We start from the raw sequence: 15513 nt of genomic DNA on the forward strand, positions 1-15513 counted from the left end.
TTTCATGCACTGGCTTTTAACACACTGTTGAGTTCTCAAGAAACGGACGCGTACTTCCTCACCAGAACCCGTTCCCGGATCCCCGCTCAGAGGCGCTCACATTTCATTTCCTTCAGTCTACCAGATCCGGACGATTCTTGTCAAACCGCCCGATCCGGGAGCTTCCGGACCTGCTCCGTTTCGGAGCAACCCTGCTAACTTACTCTAACTTCCAGCCCTTGTCCAACCGCCAGGTCAGACAGCCCGAAAGTCGGGGTTGATCAGAAGGGGTGTCGGGGCCGATCGGCCCCGCGTTGAAAACTCTAGCAGCCCTGAGGACGTCGAAGGTCCATCTTCGGTAACGAATGGACCTTCCCCGCGTTCGTATGCTCTAAACCCCGAGCCCGGACAGCTGTGCCTCAAGCCGCGCGATGTCCGCGGCGGCCTGCTCGGCCCGGCCCCGGACCTTGGCGACCACGTCGTCGGGCGCCTTGGACATGAACTGCTCGTTGCCCAGCTTGCCGGCCGCCTGCGCGGCTTCCTTCCGGGCGGCGGCCAGATCCTTCTCCAGGCGCTTGCGCTCGGCCACCACGTCGATGGCGCCCGCGGTGTCGATCTCCACGGTCACCGCGCCCACGCTGAGGCGCGCTGTGGCGTTGAACGTCTCCGCCGGCTCGGTCAGCCGCAGCAGCGCGCGGATCGCCCGCTCCTGGGCCTCCAGCGGCGTGCCGGACAACCCCAGACGGGCGGCGACCTTCTGGCCGGGCTTGAGCCCCTGGTCGGAACGGAACCTGCGGACCTCGGTGACGAGCTCCTGCAGCGCGTCGATCTCGGCCTCGGCCGCCGGGTCGGCGTAGCGGGCGTCGCTCTGCGGCCAAGGGGCCACGACGATCGACTCGCCACCCGTCACCGCCCGCCACAACTCCTCGGTGACGAACGGCACCAGCGGGTGCATCAACCGCAACAACGCGTCGAGCACGTGCCCGAGCACGAGCCGGGTGTGTTCGAGCCCCTCCCCGAGCTGGATCTTGGCCAGCTCCAGGTACCAGTCGCAGACCTCGTCCCAGGCGAAGTGGTAGAGCAGGTCGGAGGCCTTGGCGAACTCGTACTCGTCGAAGGCCGCGTCGGCGGCGCTCACCACGGTCTGCAGGCGGGACAGGATCCAGCGGTCGGCCGCGGTGAGGTCGAGCCCGTCGAGCGAGCCCACCGCCGCGCCGTTCATCAGCGCGAACCTGGTGGCGTTCCAGATCTTGTTGCAGAAGTTGCGCGAGCCGGCCGCCCATTCCTCGCTCACCGCCACGTCTGCGCCGGGGTTGGCGCCGCGCAGCAGCGTGAAGCGGGTGGCGTCGGCGCCGAAGCGCTCGACCCAGTCGAGCGGGTCGACCACGTTGCCGAACGACTTCGACATCTTCTTGCCGTACTGGTCGCGGACCATGCCGTGCAGGGCGACCGTCTGGAACGGCGGACGGCCGTCCATGGCATAGAGCCCGAACATCATCATCCTGGCCACCCAGAAGAACAGGATGTCGTAGCCGGTGACGAGCACGGAGGTCGGATAGAACTTCTCCAGCTCCGGGGTGGAGTCGGGCCAGCCGAGCGTGGAGAACGGCCACAGTCCGGAGGAGAACCAGGTGTCGAGGACGTCGGAGTCCTGGGTGTATCCGGCCGGCGGCTCCTCGTCGGGGCCGACGCAGACGACCTCGCCGCCCGGGCCGTACCAGACCGGGATGCGGTGGCCCCACCACAGCTGACGGGAGATGCACCAGTCGTGCATGTCGTCGACCCAGTCGAAGTAGCGCTTGGCCAGCTCCGGCGGGTGGATGCGGGTGCGGCCGTCACGCACGGCGTCGCCGGCGGCCTTGGCCAGCGGCGAGACGTTGACGAACCACTGCAGCGACAGCCGCGGCTCCACCACGGTCTTGCAGCGCGAGCAGTGGCCGACCGAGTGCAGGTAGGGACGCTTCTCGGCGACGATGCGGCCCTCGGCGCGCAGCGCGGCGACCACGGCCGGGCGCGCCTCGAAGCGGTCGAGCCCCTGGAACGGGCCGTGGGCGGTGATGACGCCGCGTTCGTCCATGACGGTGAGGGACGGCAGCGAATGGCGGCGGCCGATCTCGAAGTCGTTGGGGTCGTGGGCCGGGGTGACCTTGACCGCGCCGGTGCCGAAGGCGGGATCGACGTGCTCGTCGGCGACCACGGGGATCATGCGGCCGGTCAGCGGCACCTCGACCATCGTGCCGACCAGGTGGGCGTAGCGCTCGTCGGAGGGATGGACGGCCACGGCGGTGTCGCCCAGCATGGTCTCGGCGCGGGTGGTGGCCACGACGATCTCGTCGGAGTAGCGGATCGAGACCAGCTCGCCCTCGTCCTCGCTGTGCTCGACCTCGATGTCGGACAGCGCGGTCAGGCAGCGCGGGCACCAGTTGATGATGCGCTCGGCGCGGTAGATGAGCCCGTCGTCGAAGAGCTTCTTGAAGATGGTCTGGACGGCCCGTGACAGCCCCGGGTCCATGGTGAAGCGCTCGCGCTCCCAGTCGACGCCGTCGCCGAGCTTGCGCATCTGGCCGAGGATCCTGCCGCCGGACTCCTCCTTCCACTCCCAGACGCGCTCGACGAACGCCTCGCGGCCCAGGTCGTGGCGGGACAGGCCCTGCTTGGCCAGCTCGCGCTCCACGACGTTCTGGGTGGCGATGCCGGCGTGGTCCATGCCGGGCAGCCACAACGTCTCGCGGCCCTGCATGCGGGCGCGGCGGGTCAGCGCGTCCTGGATGGAGTGGTCGAGCGCGTGACCGATGTGCAGGACGCCCGTCACGTTGGGCGGCGGGAGGACGATGCTGTACGGCACGCGCGAGCTGCCCGGGTCGGCGTGGAAGTAGCCTTCGGACACCCAGCGCTCGTAGCTACGGGTCTCGACGTCGGCCGGCGTGTATTGGGTGGGCAGCTCTTGCGTTGTCACAAGCACCAATTCTAGGGAGCCGGACAAGCGAAACGCCCCCGGGACGGACCCGGGGGCGTTTTCGAGGAAGGTCAGGCCGACTTCTCGCGCGGCGTGCGCTGCTGCTTGGCGGCGAGTTGGTCGCGCGGGACGAGCGTCGGGATCGCGTGTTCCAGCACCGACTCGCGGGTGATGACCACGCGGGCGACGTCCTGGCGGGAGGGCACCTCGTACATGACGGACTGGAGCACCTCCTCCAGGATCGCGCGCAACCCGCGGGCGCCGGTGCCGCGCAGGATCGCCTGGTCGGCGATGGCCTCCAGGGCGCCGTCGGTGAACTCCAGCTCCACGCCGTCGAGCTCCAGCAGCTTGCGGTACTGCTTGACCAGCGCGTTGCGGGGCTCGGTGAGGATCTGGATGAGGGCCTCGCGGTCGAGGTTGTGGACCGAGGTGATGACCGGCAGGCGGCCGACGAACTCGGGGATCATGCCGAACTTCAGCAGGTCTTCGGGCATCACGTCGCCGAAGATGTCGGCCGTGTCGACCTCTTCCTTCGAGCGGATGATGGCGTTGAAGCCGATGCCCTTCTTGCCGATGCGCGACTCGATGATCTTTTCGAGGCCGGCGAAGGCTCCACCGCAGATGAACAGCACGTTGGTGGTGTCGATCTGGATGAACTCCTGGTGCGGGTGCTTGCGCCCGCCCTGCGGCGGCACCGAGGCCGTCGTGCCTTCGAGGATCTTCAGCAGCGCCTGCTGCACGCCCTCGCCGGAGACGTCGCGGGTGATCGACGGGTTCTCGCTCTTGCGGGCGATCTTGTCGACCTCGTCGATGTAGATGATGCCCGTCTCGGCCTTCTTGACGTCGTAGTCGGCGGCCTGGATGAGCTTGAGCAGGATGTTCTCGACATCCTCGCCGACGTAGCCGGCCTCGGTGAGGGCCGTCGCGTCGGCGATGGCGAAGGGCACGTTGAGCATCTTCGCCAGAGTCTGTGCGAGGAGAGTCTTTCCCGACCCGGTCGGCCCGAGCAGCAAGATGTTGCTCTTGGCCAGCTCCAGGCCGTCGTCTCTACCCCGGTCGCCGGACTGCACCCGCTTGTAGTGGTTGTAGACCGCCACCGAGAGCGCCTTCTTCGCCTTGTCCTGTCCGATGACGTAGGCGTCGAGGAACTCATAGATTTCCCTCGGCTTGGGCAGGTTGTCCCACTTGAGCTCGGAGGACTCGGAGAGCTCCTCCTCGATGATCTCGTTGCAGAGATCGATGCACTCATCGCAGATGTAGACGCCTGGACCGGCAATGAGCTTCTTGACTTGCTTCTGGCTCTTCCCGCAGAAAGAGCACTTCAGCAGGTCTCCCCCGTCGCCGATGCGTGCCACCCCAGATACTCCTTTGCGTGGGACCGCCCTGCTCACGCGAGCAGTGTCTCCGGACATCCTCCGGACTAGGCCGAACCGCTCAGGTTTCGACGTTACCGTCTTCTGGGCCCTCAGTGAGCCCCCTAGCGGCGAGTCGCACCGGAACGTGCCCTATTGGGCAGCGCTCCGGTGCGTCACATCTCAACTAGGAAGCGACGGCCTGAGCTCGTTTCTTCCTGGTCGGGATGATGTCGTCGATCAGACCATACGCCTTTGCCTCGTCCGCGTTGAGAATTTTGTCGCGTTCGATGTCCTTGCGGATGTCGGCGGAGGCCTTGCCCGTGTGCTTCGCCACGATGTCCTCGAGGAGGGATCGCATGCGCAGGATCTCGCGGGCCTGGATCTCGATGTCGCTTCCCTGGCCACCGCCCTCGGTGGAGGGCTGGTGGATCAGCACCCGGGCGTTGGGCAGCGCGAAGCGCTTGCCCGGGGTGCCGCCGGCCAGCAGCACGGCCGCGGCGGACGCGGCCTGGCCGAGGCAGACGGTCTGGATCTCCGGCCGGACGAACTGCATCGTGTCGTAGATCGCCGTCATGGCCGTGAACGAGCCGCCGGGCGAGTTGATGTAGATGCTGATGTCACGGTCGGGGTCGAGCGACTCCAGCGTCAGCAGCTGGGCCATCACGTCGTTGGCCGACGCGTCGTCGATCTGCACTCCGAGGAAGATGATGCGGTCCTCGAAGAGCTTGTTGTACGGGTTCATCTCCTTCACGCCGTAGGACGTGCGCTCGACGAAGGAGGGGAGAACGTAACGGCTCTGGATGTTCATGTCAGCTCCCCCTAGGAGACCGGGCCCACGGAGGGCACCTGCCGCGCGCTGCGCACCACGTGATCGATGAAGCCGTAGTCCTTCGCCTCCTCGGCCGTGAACCAGCGGTCACGGTCGGAGTCGGACTCGATCTGGTCCAGCGGCTGCCCGGTGTGGAAGGCGATCCGCTCGGCGAGCGTCTTCTTCACGTAGAGCATCTGCTCCGCCTGGATGGCGATGTCGGCCGCGGTGCCGCCGATGCCGCCGGACGGCTGGTGCATCATGACGCGGGCGTGCGGCAGGCCGTAGCGCTTGCCGCGGGCGCCGGCGGTGAGCAGGAACTGCCCCATGGAGGCGGCCATGCCCATCACCACCGTGGACACGTCGTTAGGCACATATTCCATCATGTCGTAAATCGCCATACCGGCACTCACCGAGCCCCCCGGCGAGTTGATGTACAGCGTGATGTCGCGCTCGGGGTCGTCGGCCGCGAGCAGCAACAGCTCGGCGCAGATCCGGTTGGCGATCTCGTCGTTGACCTCCTGACCGAGCACGATGATGCGCTCACGCAGCAGGCGCTGGTAAAGCTGGTCCTCAAGCCGGAAGGACGAGCCGTTCTCACGGCCTCGCGACTCAGGCTGATAGAAGGTCGGCGGGCTGGTCACAGCGTCACCTTCCGATGCGTCGTAAGTGATTGGCTTTGCTTGTGACCTTAACGCGCGACGCCCACAGGTCATGCCCGGTCCCCCGTACTGTTCGCTGACGGCGCAGGTCTGGGTGACCGGTCTTCTGTCAGCCTACGCCGTTCCTCCACGTCCAGCTCATGGTCGGGCTCTGTGGGCGTTTCGGCTGGGATGGCGCCGTGCTGATGGGGCTCGTGGAGCTTGTGGGGTTGCGTATCGAGGGATGCCGTGCGGTGGCGGTGAGGGGCTGTCGAGCCGTCGGAGGGCGGCCCGCGCGCCTGAGGGGCCGTTCGCGCCCCGCGGGATCGTCAGGTGCCTTGTGGGCGCGTACACGCGCTCGGTCGTGCTCGCGGACGCGCCAGGCGCGCCGCCGCGGCCGGAAACACGAAGCCCCCGAACCCATGGGGTCCGGGGGCTTCGTGGAAGGTCAGGCTTCGGCCTTCTCCTCGGACTCGGCGGCCTCGTCGGCCTCCTCCTCCACCGGGGCGCCGTTGATCTCGGCGTAGATGGCCTTGAGGTCGACCTCGTTGCCCTCGCTGTCGACGACCTTGGCGGCGTCGCCCAGCACGGACTTGGCCTTGTCGCGGACGATCTCGACCATGGCCAGCGTGAGCTGGTCGTTGTCGGCCAGGTGCTTGGCCAGCTCGTTCGGCTGGACGCCCATCTCCATGGCGCGGCGCACCACGAAGTTGGTCAGCTCCTGCTCGTTGACGCCCAGCTCCTCGGCCTTGACGATCTTGTCGAGCACGAAGCCGACCTTGAGCGCCTTGGCGGAGTTGCTGTCGAACTCGGCGAAACGCTCCTCCTCCGTCGTCTGGTACAGACGGAAGAAGGCGTCGCGGCTGAGGCCGCTCTCGGCGATCTGGTGGTCGAGGTTGTGCTTGCGGGCGTCGACCTCGGCCTTGAGCGCGCTCTCGGGCAGCGGGATGTCGATCTTCTCGAGCAGCGCGTCGAGGGCCTTCTCGCGGGCCTGAACGACCTGGTCGATGAGCTTGTTGCGGCGGGCCTGCTCACGGATGCTGGCCTTGAGCTCGTCGAGCGTGTCGAACTCGCTGGCGAGCTGGGCGAACTCGTCGTCGAGCTCGGGCAGGACCTTCTCCTTGACCGACTTGACGTTGATGATCACGTCGGCCTCCTCGCCGGCGTTCTCGCCGCCGACGAGCTCGGTCTTGAAGCTCTTCTCCTCGCCCGCGGACATGCCCTCGAGGGCGTCGTCGAGGCCCTGGAGCACGGAGCCGGCGCCGACCTCGTAAGAGACCTCGCTGGCCTGCTGCTCCTCGATGTTCTCGCCGTTGATCTCGGCGCGCAGGTCCATCACCACGAAGTCGCCGTTGGCGGCCGCGCGCTCGACGCCGGTCAGCGTCGCGAAGCGCTGGCGCAGCGAGTCGAGCTGGGCGTCGACGTCTTCGTCGGAGACCTCGGCGGAGTCGACGGTGATCTCGGCGCCCTGGTAGTCGGGCACCTCGAAGTTGGGCCGGATGTCGACCTCGGCGGTGAACTCGATCTGCTCACCGTCGTCGATCTTCGTGACCTCGATGTCGGGCTGGCTCACCGGGAACACGTCGACCTCGTCGACGGCCTGGCCGTAGAGCTTGGGCACCGCGTCGTTGAGGGTCTCCTCCAGCACTACCGCCCGGCCGAAGCGCTGCTCGATGATGCGGGCCGGAACCTTGCCAGGCCGGAACCCGGGGACGCGCACCTGCTGCGCGACCTTCTTGTACGCCGCATCCATGCTCGGGCGCAGCTCTTCGAACGGCACCTCGACGGTGAGCTTGACCCGGGTCGGGCTGAGCTCCTCGACAGCGGTCTTCACGGAATGGTCTCCTTGATCAAGCTACGAGTGATCGCGGGCGCGTCCATTCGGTACGGCTCACGCGCCGCGCCCACATGAGCGGCGTTGGGCATGCTCCGCCACGGCGGGATCCAACGCCGATGGCCAGTCTAGGGCAGATGCGTACCGAACAACGACGCCGTCGCCGTCAGAACTCCTCGGCGATCGTCCGCAGCAGATCGATCGTCTCATCAGGAGTGGTGCTCACGGCGCACAGCCGCTCCATGACCTCCGTGTATCGGTCCACGTCCTCACGCTTGTCCAGGTACAGGGCGCTGGCCAGCTGCTCGACGTAGACCACGTCGGGCAGGTCGCGGTCGGGGAAGCGCAGGATGCTGAAGGCGCCGCCCTCGGCGCTGTGGCCGCCGAAGCTGAACGGCATGATCTGGATGGTGATGCTGGGCTGACGCATGAGGTCGATGAGGTGTTCCAGCTGGGCGCGCATGACCTCGACGCCGCCGATGGGCCGGCGCAGCGCCGCCTCGTCGATCACGGCCCAGAAGACGGGACCGTCCGGCCGGTCGAAGATGCGCTGGCGTTCGAGCCTGAGGTCGACCCTCCTGGCGATCTCCTCCGCCGCGATGCCCGCCGCTCCGGCGGTGACGACCGCCCGGGCGTACTCCTTGGTCTGCAGCAGTCCCGGCACGAACTGGACCTCGTAGGTCCTGATCCGGGCGGCGGCCTCCTCGAGGCCGACGTACGCCTGGAACCACGTGGGGAGGACGTCGTTGAACCGGTGCCACCAGCCGGGTTCGTTCGCGGTGGCCACCAGGTCGAGCACGGCGGCTCGCGCCTGCGGGTCCACGACGCCGTACAGGGTGAGCAGGTCGGAGACGTCACGTTCCTTGAACCCCACCCGGCCCAGCTCCATGCGGCTGATCTTGGATTCGGAGCCCCTGATGAGGTGCCCCGCCTCCTCGCGGGTGACGTTCTTCGCCTCCCTGAGCTTTCGCAGCTGGGAGCCCAGGAGGATGCGCAGCGCCGTCGGCCCGGAACCCGGCTGGTTCTGCGTCACTTTGCCTCCTATCAAGGTCCGCACACACAGTGACACCACATTGCCGGGTATGACAAGGTCTCAACCTCGTGTCCGATTAGGAGAGATTTGCCCCAAAAGGCGCATGCTGTTGCACATTGCAGCTGCACGTGCATTTGGGTCTTGCAGCCGCCGCGTTCGTGACCCATGATGGCTTAGTGCATTGTGGGCCAAACATGCACTAAACCGAGGGCTACGGGGAGGTATCGGCGGCATGGTGGAGGATCCTCTGGCCACTGCCGATTGCCTGCAGATCACCCGTGAGGTGGGGTTCGACCACCTGCTCAAGGGCGGGAAGCCGAACACGACCGCGTGTCCCCTGCCCTTCCAGGCCGACTCGGTGAAGACCGCCAGGGACGTGACCCGCTCCACGCTGCGGGGATGGGGCCTGCACGAGCTGAGCGACGACGCCGCGCTCGTGGTGTCCGAGCTGGTGACGAACGCCGTCAGGTACGCGATGTACGCGGCCGGCCGGCGGGAGATCGAGCTCTTGCTGATGCGCGTGTCGCCGCACGTGCTGCTGGCGGTGGCGGACCCCAGCGACGAGGTGCCCCGCCGCAAGGAGCCGGACTTCATCTCCGAGAACGGGCGCGGCCTCTACATCGTCGAGACCTACAGCCAGTGCTGGGGCTGGGACCCGCTCGACCGCGGCGGCAAGGCCGTGTGGGCGTTGTTCCGCGCCGAAGAGGGCTCCGAAGAGGGCTGAGCCCTCGGCCTGGCCGCTACTCGCCGGTGGCGCCGTCGATGCGCTCGCGCAGCAGGTCGGCGTGACCGTTGTGGCGCGCGTACTCCTCGATCATGTGGACGAGGATCCAGCGGTGGGTGCAGTCCTGGCCGTTCCGGTCGCCCACGGCGTCGAGGGGCTTGGCGGCCGAGATGGCGCGGGCGCGCTCGATCTCGTCCTGCCAGGTGGCGAACGCCTCCTCCACCGAGGCTTCGTCCACGTCGTTGAAGTCGGCGTCGTTGTCGACGTCCTTGTTCCACAGGCGGGGGATGTCCTCGCCGTTCAGCACGCGGCGGAACCAGACGCGCTCCACGTGCGCCAGGTGCCGGACCAGGCCGAGCAGCGACATGGCGGACGGCTCGGCGGAGCGGAGCCTGAGCTGCTCGTCGGTGAGGCCGGCGCACTTGACGGCCAGCGTGCCGCGATGCCATTCGAGCCAGTTGCCGAGCACGGTCCGTTCGTCGCCGGCGAAGGGCGGGGGCACACGATTGTCTGTCACGCCTCGACCTTAGTGGGCACTTCGTCCGGGTCCGCGAACCAAGAAGCCCCCTCCGCGTCGGAGGGGGCCGATGACCTGGTCGGGGCGACAGGATTTGAACCTGCGACTTCTTGCTCCCAAAGCAAGCGCGCTGCCAAGCTGCGCCACGCCCCGCCTCGCCGGGTGCGCATGCGGTCCGTGACTCCGGTACGCTTACGCCCTGACGACCGGATGAAGTCTAGACCAGAGTTCGACCGGTTCGCGCGGACGTAGCTCAATGGTAGAGCCCTAGTCTTCCAAACTAGCTACGCGGGTTCGATTCCCGTCGTCCGCTCCAAGCACGAAGGCCCAGGTCCGGGAGATGATCCCGAGCCTGGGCCGCACTGTTATCCGATCTTGTCCTTCTGTGATGACGAGACTCAGGGCGGTGCCCTCACCAGATCCACATGCCGTGCCGCCCGTCGCGGGCCGCATCCTCGGGGACGACGAGATGTGCGGCCTCCTGACCGACACGGGCGTCTTCGCCCAGCGGGATCGCGAACCGATGCTCGCCGGAGTCAACCGCCAGGAACCTGGCCGGCATCATCTCGTAGCCGTCGATCACGTGACCGATGTAGTGGCGCAGGACCACAGGTGCGTCGCCGTGCGGGAAACGCCAGCCCCGGCATCCGTACAAACCGAACGGATCGGCGAGCGCCCGGAGGATCACACCGTCGAAATGCAGCTCAACGTGATCCCGCACGAAACAGACTGCTGACACTTCACGACCGACGAGGAGTGAGAGGCCCTCGTCCGGCACAGGCCCCCAGTGGTCCATGCGGTCATCCTGGCACGAGCACACCCCGGGAGCTTGCGGCTGCGCCGCCGCACCCGCGCGGGGGCGGCCGGGGCCTGGCCTTTTGTGATCTTCAGGGGCGTAGGCTGGCGTCGATGCGTGCACGTCCGATCTCCCGGGAGGCGCTCGTCGAGGAGCTGGCCGAGCTCGTCGCCGCGCGGCCCAAGGACGCCTGGGTGCGGGTGGCGGTCGACGGGGCGCCCGCGGCGGGGCCCGGCGCACTGGCCGACGAGCTGGTCGCGCCGCTGCGGTTGCGCGGCCGGCCCGTGCTGCGGGTGTCGGCGGGCGACTTCCTGCGGCCGGCCTCGCTCCGGCTGGAGCACGGCCGGACCGATCCCGACGTCTTCTACGAGGACTGGCTCGACGTCAAGGGCCTGCTGCGCGAGGTGCTCGAACCCTTGGCGCCGGGCGGCTCGGGGCGGGTGCTGCCGGCGTTGTGGGACAGCGGGATCGATCGCGCGTACCGGCTGCCGTACCGGGAGCTGGCGCCGGGCGGGGTGGTGCTCGTGGACGGCACGCTGCTGCTGGGGCGGGGGCTGCCGTTCGAGGTGAGCGTGCACGTGTGGCTGTCGGCGGGGGCGCTGGCGCGGCGCACGCCGCAGGACGAGCGGTGGCGGCTGCCGGCCTACGAGCGGTACGAACGCGAGGCGCGCCCGCAGCGGGCCGCCGACGTGGTGGTCAGGGCCGACCATCCGGACCGGCCGGCGGTGCTGACGGACGGCTGAGCCCGAGCAGCGCGTCCAGCTCGGCGATCGCCTGGGCGTTCGACGTGAAGCGCACGGCGTGCAGGCCGGCCGCGCGGGCGCCCTCGACGTACGGCTCGTGGTCGTCGAGGAACACCGTGGCGGCGGGGTCGGCGCCGAGGGCGTCGCAGGCCGTCAGGTAGATGCGCGGGTCCGGTTTGCGCACTCCCGCCTCGTGCGAGTAGACGATGTGGTCCACCAGGCCGGAGTAGCCGTACGCGGCCTGCTCGCGTTCCCTGGCGCCGACGAAGCTGTTGCTCACCAGGCCCGTGCGGTAGCGCGGACGCAGGGCGCCCAGGTACGCCATGAGCTCGGTGTTGGGCGTGCCGAGGTACTCCGTCCAGACGTCGGCCATGAACCCCTCGGCGTGCGCGCCGAGCACGTTGGCCACCTCGGCGGCGGCCTGCCCCTCCGTCAACTCGCCGACCGCCCCGGCCAGCCAGGTCGACTCCAACTGGGCGTCGATGTGCCCGGCGGGCAGCCCGAGCTTCTCCTCCCACCTGGCCGTCACGCCCAGGGACGGCGTCAGCTCCAGCACCCCGCCGATGTCGAACACGACCGCATCGATTTTCATATGCTCCTCCTGTGAACTGATTCAACCAAGGTAAAGAAGGAACGTGTCCGTGTCCAGACCCTTGACGGCCCGCAGGGGCGGCTCAAACTGAAACGGTGATCCCTGGCAACTGGTACAACATCGTTCCCGATCTTCCCGTGCCGCCTCCGCCGCCGCTGCATCCCGGCACCCGCCGTCCCGTCGGGCCGGACGACCTCGCGCCGCTGTTCCCCATGGAGCTCATCGCGCAGGAGGTCAGCGGCGACCGCTACGTGCCCATCCCCAAGGAGGTCGTCGACGTCTACCGGCTGTGGCGGCCCACGCCGCTGATCAGGGCGCACCGGCTGGAGAAGGCCCTCGACACGCCGGCCCGCATCTACTACAAGTACGAGGGCGTCTCACCGGCCGGGTCGCACAAGGCGAACACCGCCGTGCCGCAGGCGTACTACAACGCCAAGGAAGGCGTGCGGCTGCTGACCACGGAGACCGGCGCGGGACAGTGGGGGTCGGCCCTGGCGTTCGCCTGCGCCCAGTTCGACATCGAATGCCGGATCTGGATGGTTCGGGCGTCCTACGACCAGAAGCCGTACCGGCGCTCGCTCATGCGCGTGTACGGCGCCACCGTCCACCCCAGCCCCTCCCCCCTCACCGGCGCGGGCAGCAAGGCGCTGGCCGACGACCCCGCCTCCCCCGGCAGCCTGGGGCTGGCGATCAGCGAGGCGGTCGAGGTGGCCGCCGCGAACCCCGAGGCCCGGTACGCGCTCGGCTCGGTGCTCAACCACGTCCTCATGCACCAGACGGTGATCGGCGAGGAGGCCCTGGCGCAGCTGCCCGAGCTGCCCGACCTGGTCATCGGCTGCACCGGCGGCGGCTCCAACTTCGCCGGCCTGGCCTTCCCCTTCCTGCGGGAGAAGCTGGCCGGACGGATCGGCACCCAGTTCAGGGCGGTCGAGCCGGCCGCCTGCCCGTCGTTCACCCGCGGCGTGTACGCCTACGACTTCGGCGACACCGCCGGGCTGACGCCGCTGCTGAAGATGCACACCCTCGGGCACTCCTTCGTCCCCGACCCGATCCACGCCGGCGGGCTGCGCTATCACGGCATGGCGCCGCTGCTGTCCCACATGTACGAGCTGGGGCTGTTCGAGGCGGTGACCCGTACCCAGAGCGAGTGCTTCGAGGCGGGTGTGCGCTTCGCGCGGACCGAGGGCATCGTCCCGGCCCCCGAGCCCACGCACGCGCTGGCCGAGACCATCGCCGAGGCGCTGCGTTGCAAGGAGAGCGGCGAGGAGAAGGTGATCCTCACCGCGCTGTGCGGGCACGGCCACTTCGACCTGGCCGCCTACGACCGCCACCTGGCCGGCGAACTGGAGGACTACTCGCTGCCGCAGGAGCGCCTCGACCAGGCGCTCACCGAGCTGCCCGGCTGAGATGACACGGGTGGCCGCGGGACCCGCGGCCACCCGTGTTCAGTTCGCGTTCGGGCGCTTCCTGTGGTTCGCCTTCTTCTTCTTGCGCCCCCTGCCCTTGCGTGCACGCTTCGCCATGGGCTCACCTCCAGCGGTCGGGATCGTGACCTTCAAGGTCTCCCCTGCCCGCGGCTCGCACAAGCGATACGCCGTGACCTAACATTCCTCAACAAACTCGTGTCATAATTTGGTGGAATCTGTTGGAAGGGGTGGGCGTGCTCGCACAGCAGCGTCAGCAGACGATCCTCGAACGCGTACGCAGCAGCGGCGGCGTCCGGGTGGCCGACCTCGTGCGCGAGCTCGGCGTCTCCGACATGACGATACGCCGCGACCTTGAGGTGCTGGCCGAGCGCGGGCTGCTGGAGAAGGTGCACGGCGGCGCGACGGCCCTCGGCCCCGGCTCGACCGAAGAGCCCGGCTTCACCGCCAAGTCCGCCCGCCAGCAGCAGGAGAAGGAGGCCATCGCGCGGCACGCGGCCACCCTCGTACGGCCGGGCACCGCCGTGGCCCTCTCCGCCGGCACCACCACGTGGGCGCTGGCCCACCACCTGGTCGCGGTGCCCGAGCTGACCGTGATCACCAACTCGATCCCCGTCGCCGAGGTCTTCCACCGCAACCCGCGCGCCGACCGCACGGTCGTGCTGACCGGCGGCGTGCGCACGCCCTCCGACGCGCTCGTCGGCCCCGTGGCGGTGGCGGCCATCCGCCGCCTGCACGTGGACACGCTCTTCCTCGGGGTGCACGGCATGAGCCTGCGCGCCGGGTTCACCACGCCCAACCTGCTGGAGTCCGAGACCGACCGGGAGCTGGTGGCCGCGGCGCACCGGCTGGTGGTCCCCGCCGACCACACCAAATGGAACACGGTCGGCATCAGCACGATCGCCGAGCTGACCGAGGCCGACGTGGTCATCAGCGACGCGGGGCTGCCCGAGGAAGCACGCACCGAGCTGGCCGAACGGGCCGGAGAACTGATCATCGCGGAGGGCACGCCTTGAAGCGCACCATCACCCACCTGGCAGACGGCCGAGAGCTGATCTACTTCGACCGGCGCGACGACGCCGACCGGAGCGCGATCGACCGGCGGCCGCTCGACCCGCGGCCGGTGGCCTCCGAGCTGCGCTACGACCCGCTGACCGAGGAGTGGATCGCGATCGCCGGGCACCGGCAGACGCGGACGTTCCTGCCGCCGGCCGACGAGTGCCCGTTGTGCCCGTCGTCCGCCACGCGGGCGTCGGAGATCCCTGCCCATGACTACGACGTGGTGGTGTTCGAGAACCGCTTTCCCTCTTTCTCCGGAAATTTTGGGACTTACGGGGATGTCGGCGGCCTGAGTGAGGTGCGGCCGGGTGTCGGACGCTGTGAGGTGGTGTGCTTCACCTCCGACCACTCCTCCTCCTTCTCCAGGCTCTCCAACGCCCAGGTCCGGCTGGTCATGGAGGCGTGGGCCGACCGCACGGCCGAGCTGTCCGGCATCGAGGGCGTCGAGCAGGTGTTCTGCTTCGAGAACCGGGGCGAGGAGATCGGCATCACGCTCCCCCACCCGCACGGGCAGATCTACGCCTATCCCTACGTGACCCCGCGCACCAAGCTCCAGCTGGGGGCCGCCTCGCGGCACACGGGCGGCAACCTGTTCGCCGACGTGCTGGCCGCCGAGCAGGCCGCCGGCACGCGGGTGGTGGCCGCCAACGAGCTCTGGACGGCGTTCGTGCCGGCCGCCGCGCGCTGGCCGTTCGAGGTGCACGTGTATCCGCACCGGCAGGTGCCCGACCTGGCCGCGCTGTCGGAGGAGGAGCGGGCCGCGTTCGCGCCGCTGTACACCTCGGTGCTGCGGGCGCTCGACGCGCTGTTCGGGGTGGCGATGCCGTACATCTCGGCCTGGCACCAGGCGCCGGTGCGGTACGGCCGCGAGCTGGCCTACCTGCACCTGGAGCTGTTCAGTATCAGGCGGGCGCCCGGGAAGCTGAAGTACCTGGCGGGCTCGGAGTCGGCCATGGGGGCCTTCGTCAACGACGTGCTGCCGGAGGAGGCGGCACGCATGTTGCGATCACGAATTGATCACTAATTGGTTTCTCATTAAAGTCGCATGACTC

General features: G+C 68.5%; 14 protein-coding genes and 2 tRNA genes. 6 read left to right on the forward strand and 10 right to left on the reverse strand.

The window, feature by feature from the left end; all coding sequences use genetic code 11:
* Window positions 1-370: 370 nt before the first annotated feature.
* From AB0J46_RS25800 to AB0J46_RS25825, 6 genes are all read right to left on the reverse strand, one after another.
* Window positions 371-2935, reverse strand: a complete 2565-nt coding sequence (locus tag AB0J46_RS25800) for a valine--tRNA ligase (RefSeq protein WP_364336185.1) — start codon at window positions 2933-2935, stop codon at window positions 371-373.
* A gap of 71 nt (window positions 2936-3006) precedes the next feature.
* Complete coding sequence (gene clpX, locus AB0J46_RS25805) at window positions 3007-4290, reverse strand: ATP-dependent Clp protease ATP-binding subunit ClpX (RefSeq protein WP_185067261.1); 1284 nt, start codon at window positions 4288-4290, stop codon at window positions 3007-3009.
* Between the two features lie 184 nt (window positions 4291-4474).
* Window positions 4475-5098, reverse strand: a complete 624-nt coding sequence (locus AB0J46_RS25810; protein WP_352323604.1) for an ATP-dependent Clp protease proteolytic subunit — start codon at window positions 5096-5098, stop codon at window positions 4475-4477.
* Window positions 5099-5109: 11 nt separating this feature from the next.
* A complete protein-coding gene (locus AB0J46_RS25815) occupies window positions 5110-5742 on the reverse strand; it encodes an ATP-dependent Clp protease proteolytic subunit (protein ID WP_352323605.1) in 633 nt (210 codons plus the stop codon).
* Window positions 5743-6187: 445 nt separating this feature from the next.
* The gene (gene tig / locus AB0J46_RS25820) at window positions 6188-7573 is read right to left on the reverse strand and encodes a trigger factor (RefSeq protein WP_364336187.1); all 1386 of its coding nucleotides are present in this window, start codon (window positions 7571-7573) and stop codon (window positions 6188-6190) included.
* Between the two features lie 166 nt (window positions 7574-7739).
* Complete coding sequence (locus AB0J46_RS25825; protein ID WP_352360394.1) at window positions 7740-8606, reverse strand: helix-turn-helix transcriptional regulator; 867 nt, start codon at window positions 8604-8606, stop codon at window positions 7740-7742.
* Window positions 8607-8838: 232 nt separating this feature from the next.
* Here AB0J46_RS25825 and AB0J46_RS25830 point away from each other — a divergent pair, with 232 nt between their 5' ends.
* On the forward strand, window positions 8839-9330 hold the full coding sequence (locus AB0J46_RS25830) for an ATP-binding protein (protein WP_358294636.1): 492 nt from the start codon (window positions 8839-8841) through the stop codon (window positions 9328-9330).
* 16 nt (window positions 9331-9346) lie between these two features.
* On the opposite strand, the gene AB0J46_RS25835 is transcribed toward AB0J46_RS25830, so the two are convergent.
* Together AB0J46_RS25835 and AB0J46_RS25840 are read right to left on the reverse strand one after the other, a co-directional pair.
* Entirely contained in the window at window positions 9347-9847 is a 501-nt protein-coding gene (locus tag AB0J46_RS25835; protein ID WP_364336190.1) for a DinB family protein, read from the reverse strand.
* 76 nt (window positions 9848-9923) lie between these two features.
* Window positions 9924-10000 (reverse strand) — tRNA-Pro (locus tag AB0J46_RS25840).
* 89 nt (window positions 10001-10089) lie between these two features.
* Here AB0J46_RS25840 and AB0J46_RS25845 point away from each other — a divergent pair.
* Window positions 10090-10163: transfer RNA gene (locus tag AB0J46_RS25845), tRNA-Gly, on the forward strand.
* Window positions 10164-10259: 96 nt separating this feature from the next.
* On the opposite strand, the gene AB0J46_RS25850 is transcribed toward AB0J46_RS25845, so the two are convergent.
* The gene (locus AB0J46_RS25850) at window positions 10260-10643 is read right to left on the reverse strand and encodes a hypothetical protein (RefSeq protein ID WP_364336192.1); all 384 of its coding nucleotides are present in this window, start codon (window positions 10641-10643) and stop codon (window positions 10260-10262) included.
* 113 nt (window positions 10644-10756) lie between these two features.
* Here AB0J46_RS25850 and AB0J46_RS25855 point away from each other — a divergent pair, with 113 nt between their 5' ends.
* The gene (locus tag AB0J46_RS25855) at window positions 10757-11386 is read left to right on the forward strand and encodes a uridine kinase (RefSeq protein ID WP_364336194.1); all 630 of its coding nucleotides are present in this window, start codon (window positions 10757-10759) and stop codon (window positions 11384-11386) included.
* Here the strand turns inward: AB0J46_RS25855 and AB0J46_RS25860 are convergent.
* Window positions 11340-11978, reverse strand: a complete 639-nt coding sequence (locus AB0J46_RS25860; RefSeq protein ID WP_364336196.1) for an HAD family phosphatase — start codon at window positions 11976-11978, stop codon at window positions 11340-11342. The two genes, AB0J46_RS25855 and AB0J46_RS25860, sit on opposite strands and share 47 nt — an antisense overlap.
* Before the next feature lie 95 nt (window positions 11979-12073).
* On the opposite strand from AB0J46_RS25860, the gene AB0J46_RS25865 reads away from it, so the two are divergent.
* The 3 genes from AB0J46_RS25865 to galT all read left to right on the forward strand — a co-directional run bounded on the left by AB0J46_RS25865 (window position 12074) and on the right by galT (window position 15485).
* Window positions 12074-13384, forward strand: coding sequence for a TrpB-like pyridoxal phosphate-dependent enzyme (locus tag AB0J46_RS25865; RefSeq protein WP_364336198.1), 1311 nt, complete (start codon window positions 12074-12076; stop codon window positions 13382-13384).
* A gap of 254 nt (window positions 13385-13638) precedes the next feature.
* Entirely contained in the window at window positions 13639-14418 is a 780-nt protein-coding gene (locus AB0J46_RS25870; RefSeq protein WP_125636437.1) for a DeoR/GlpR family DNA-binding transcription regulator, read from the forward strand.
* A complete protein-coding gene (gene galT / locus AB0J46_RS25875) occupies window positions 14415-15485 on the forward strand; it encodes a galactose-1-phosphate uridylyltransferase (protein ID WP_364336200.1) in 1071 nt (356 codons plus the stop codon). The genes AB0J46_RS25870 and galT overlap by 4 nt, the downstream gene beginning before the upstream one ends.
* Window positions 15486-15513: the final 28 nt, after the last annotated feature.

It is taken from the genome of Nonomuraea sp. NPDC049758, assembly GCF_040674635.1.
GTDB lineage: Bacteria > Actinomycetota > Actinomycetes > Streptosporangiales > Streptosporangiaceae > Nonomuraea.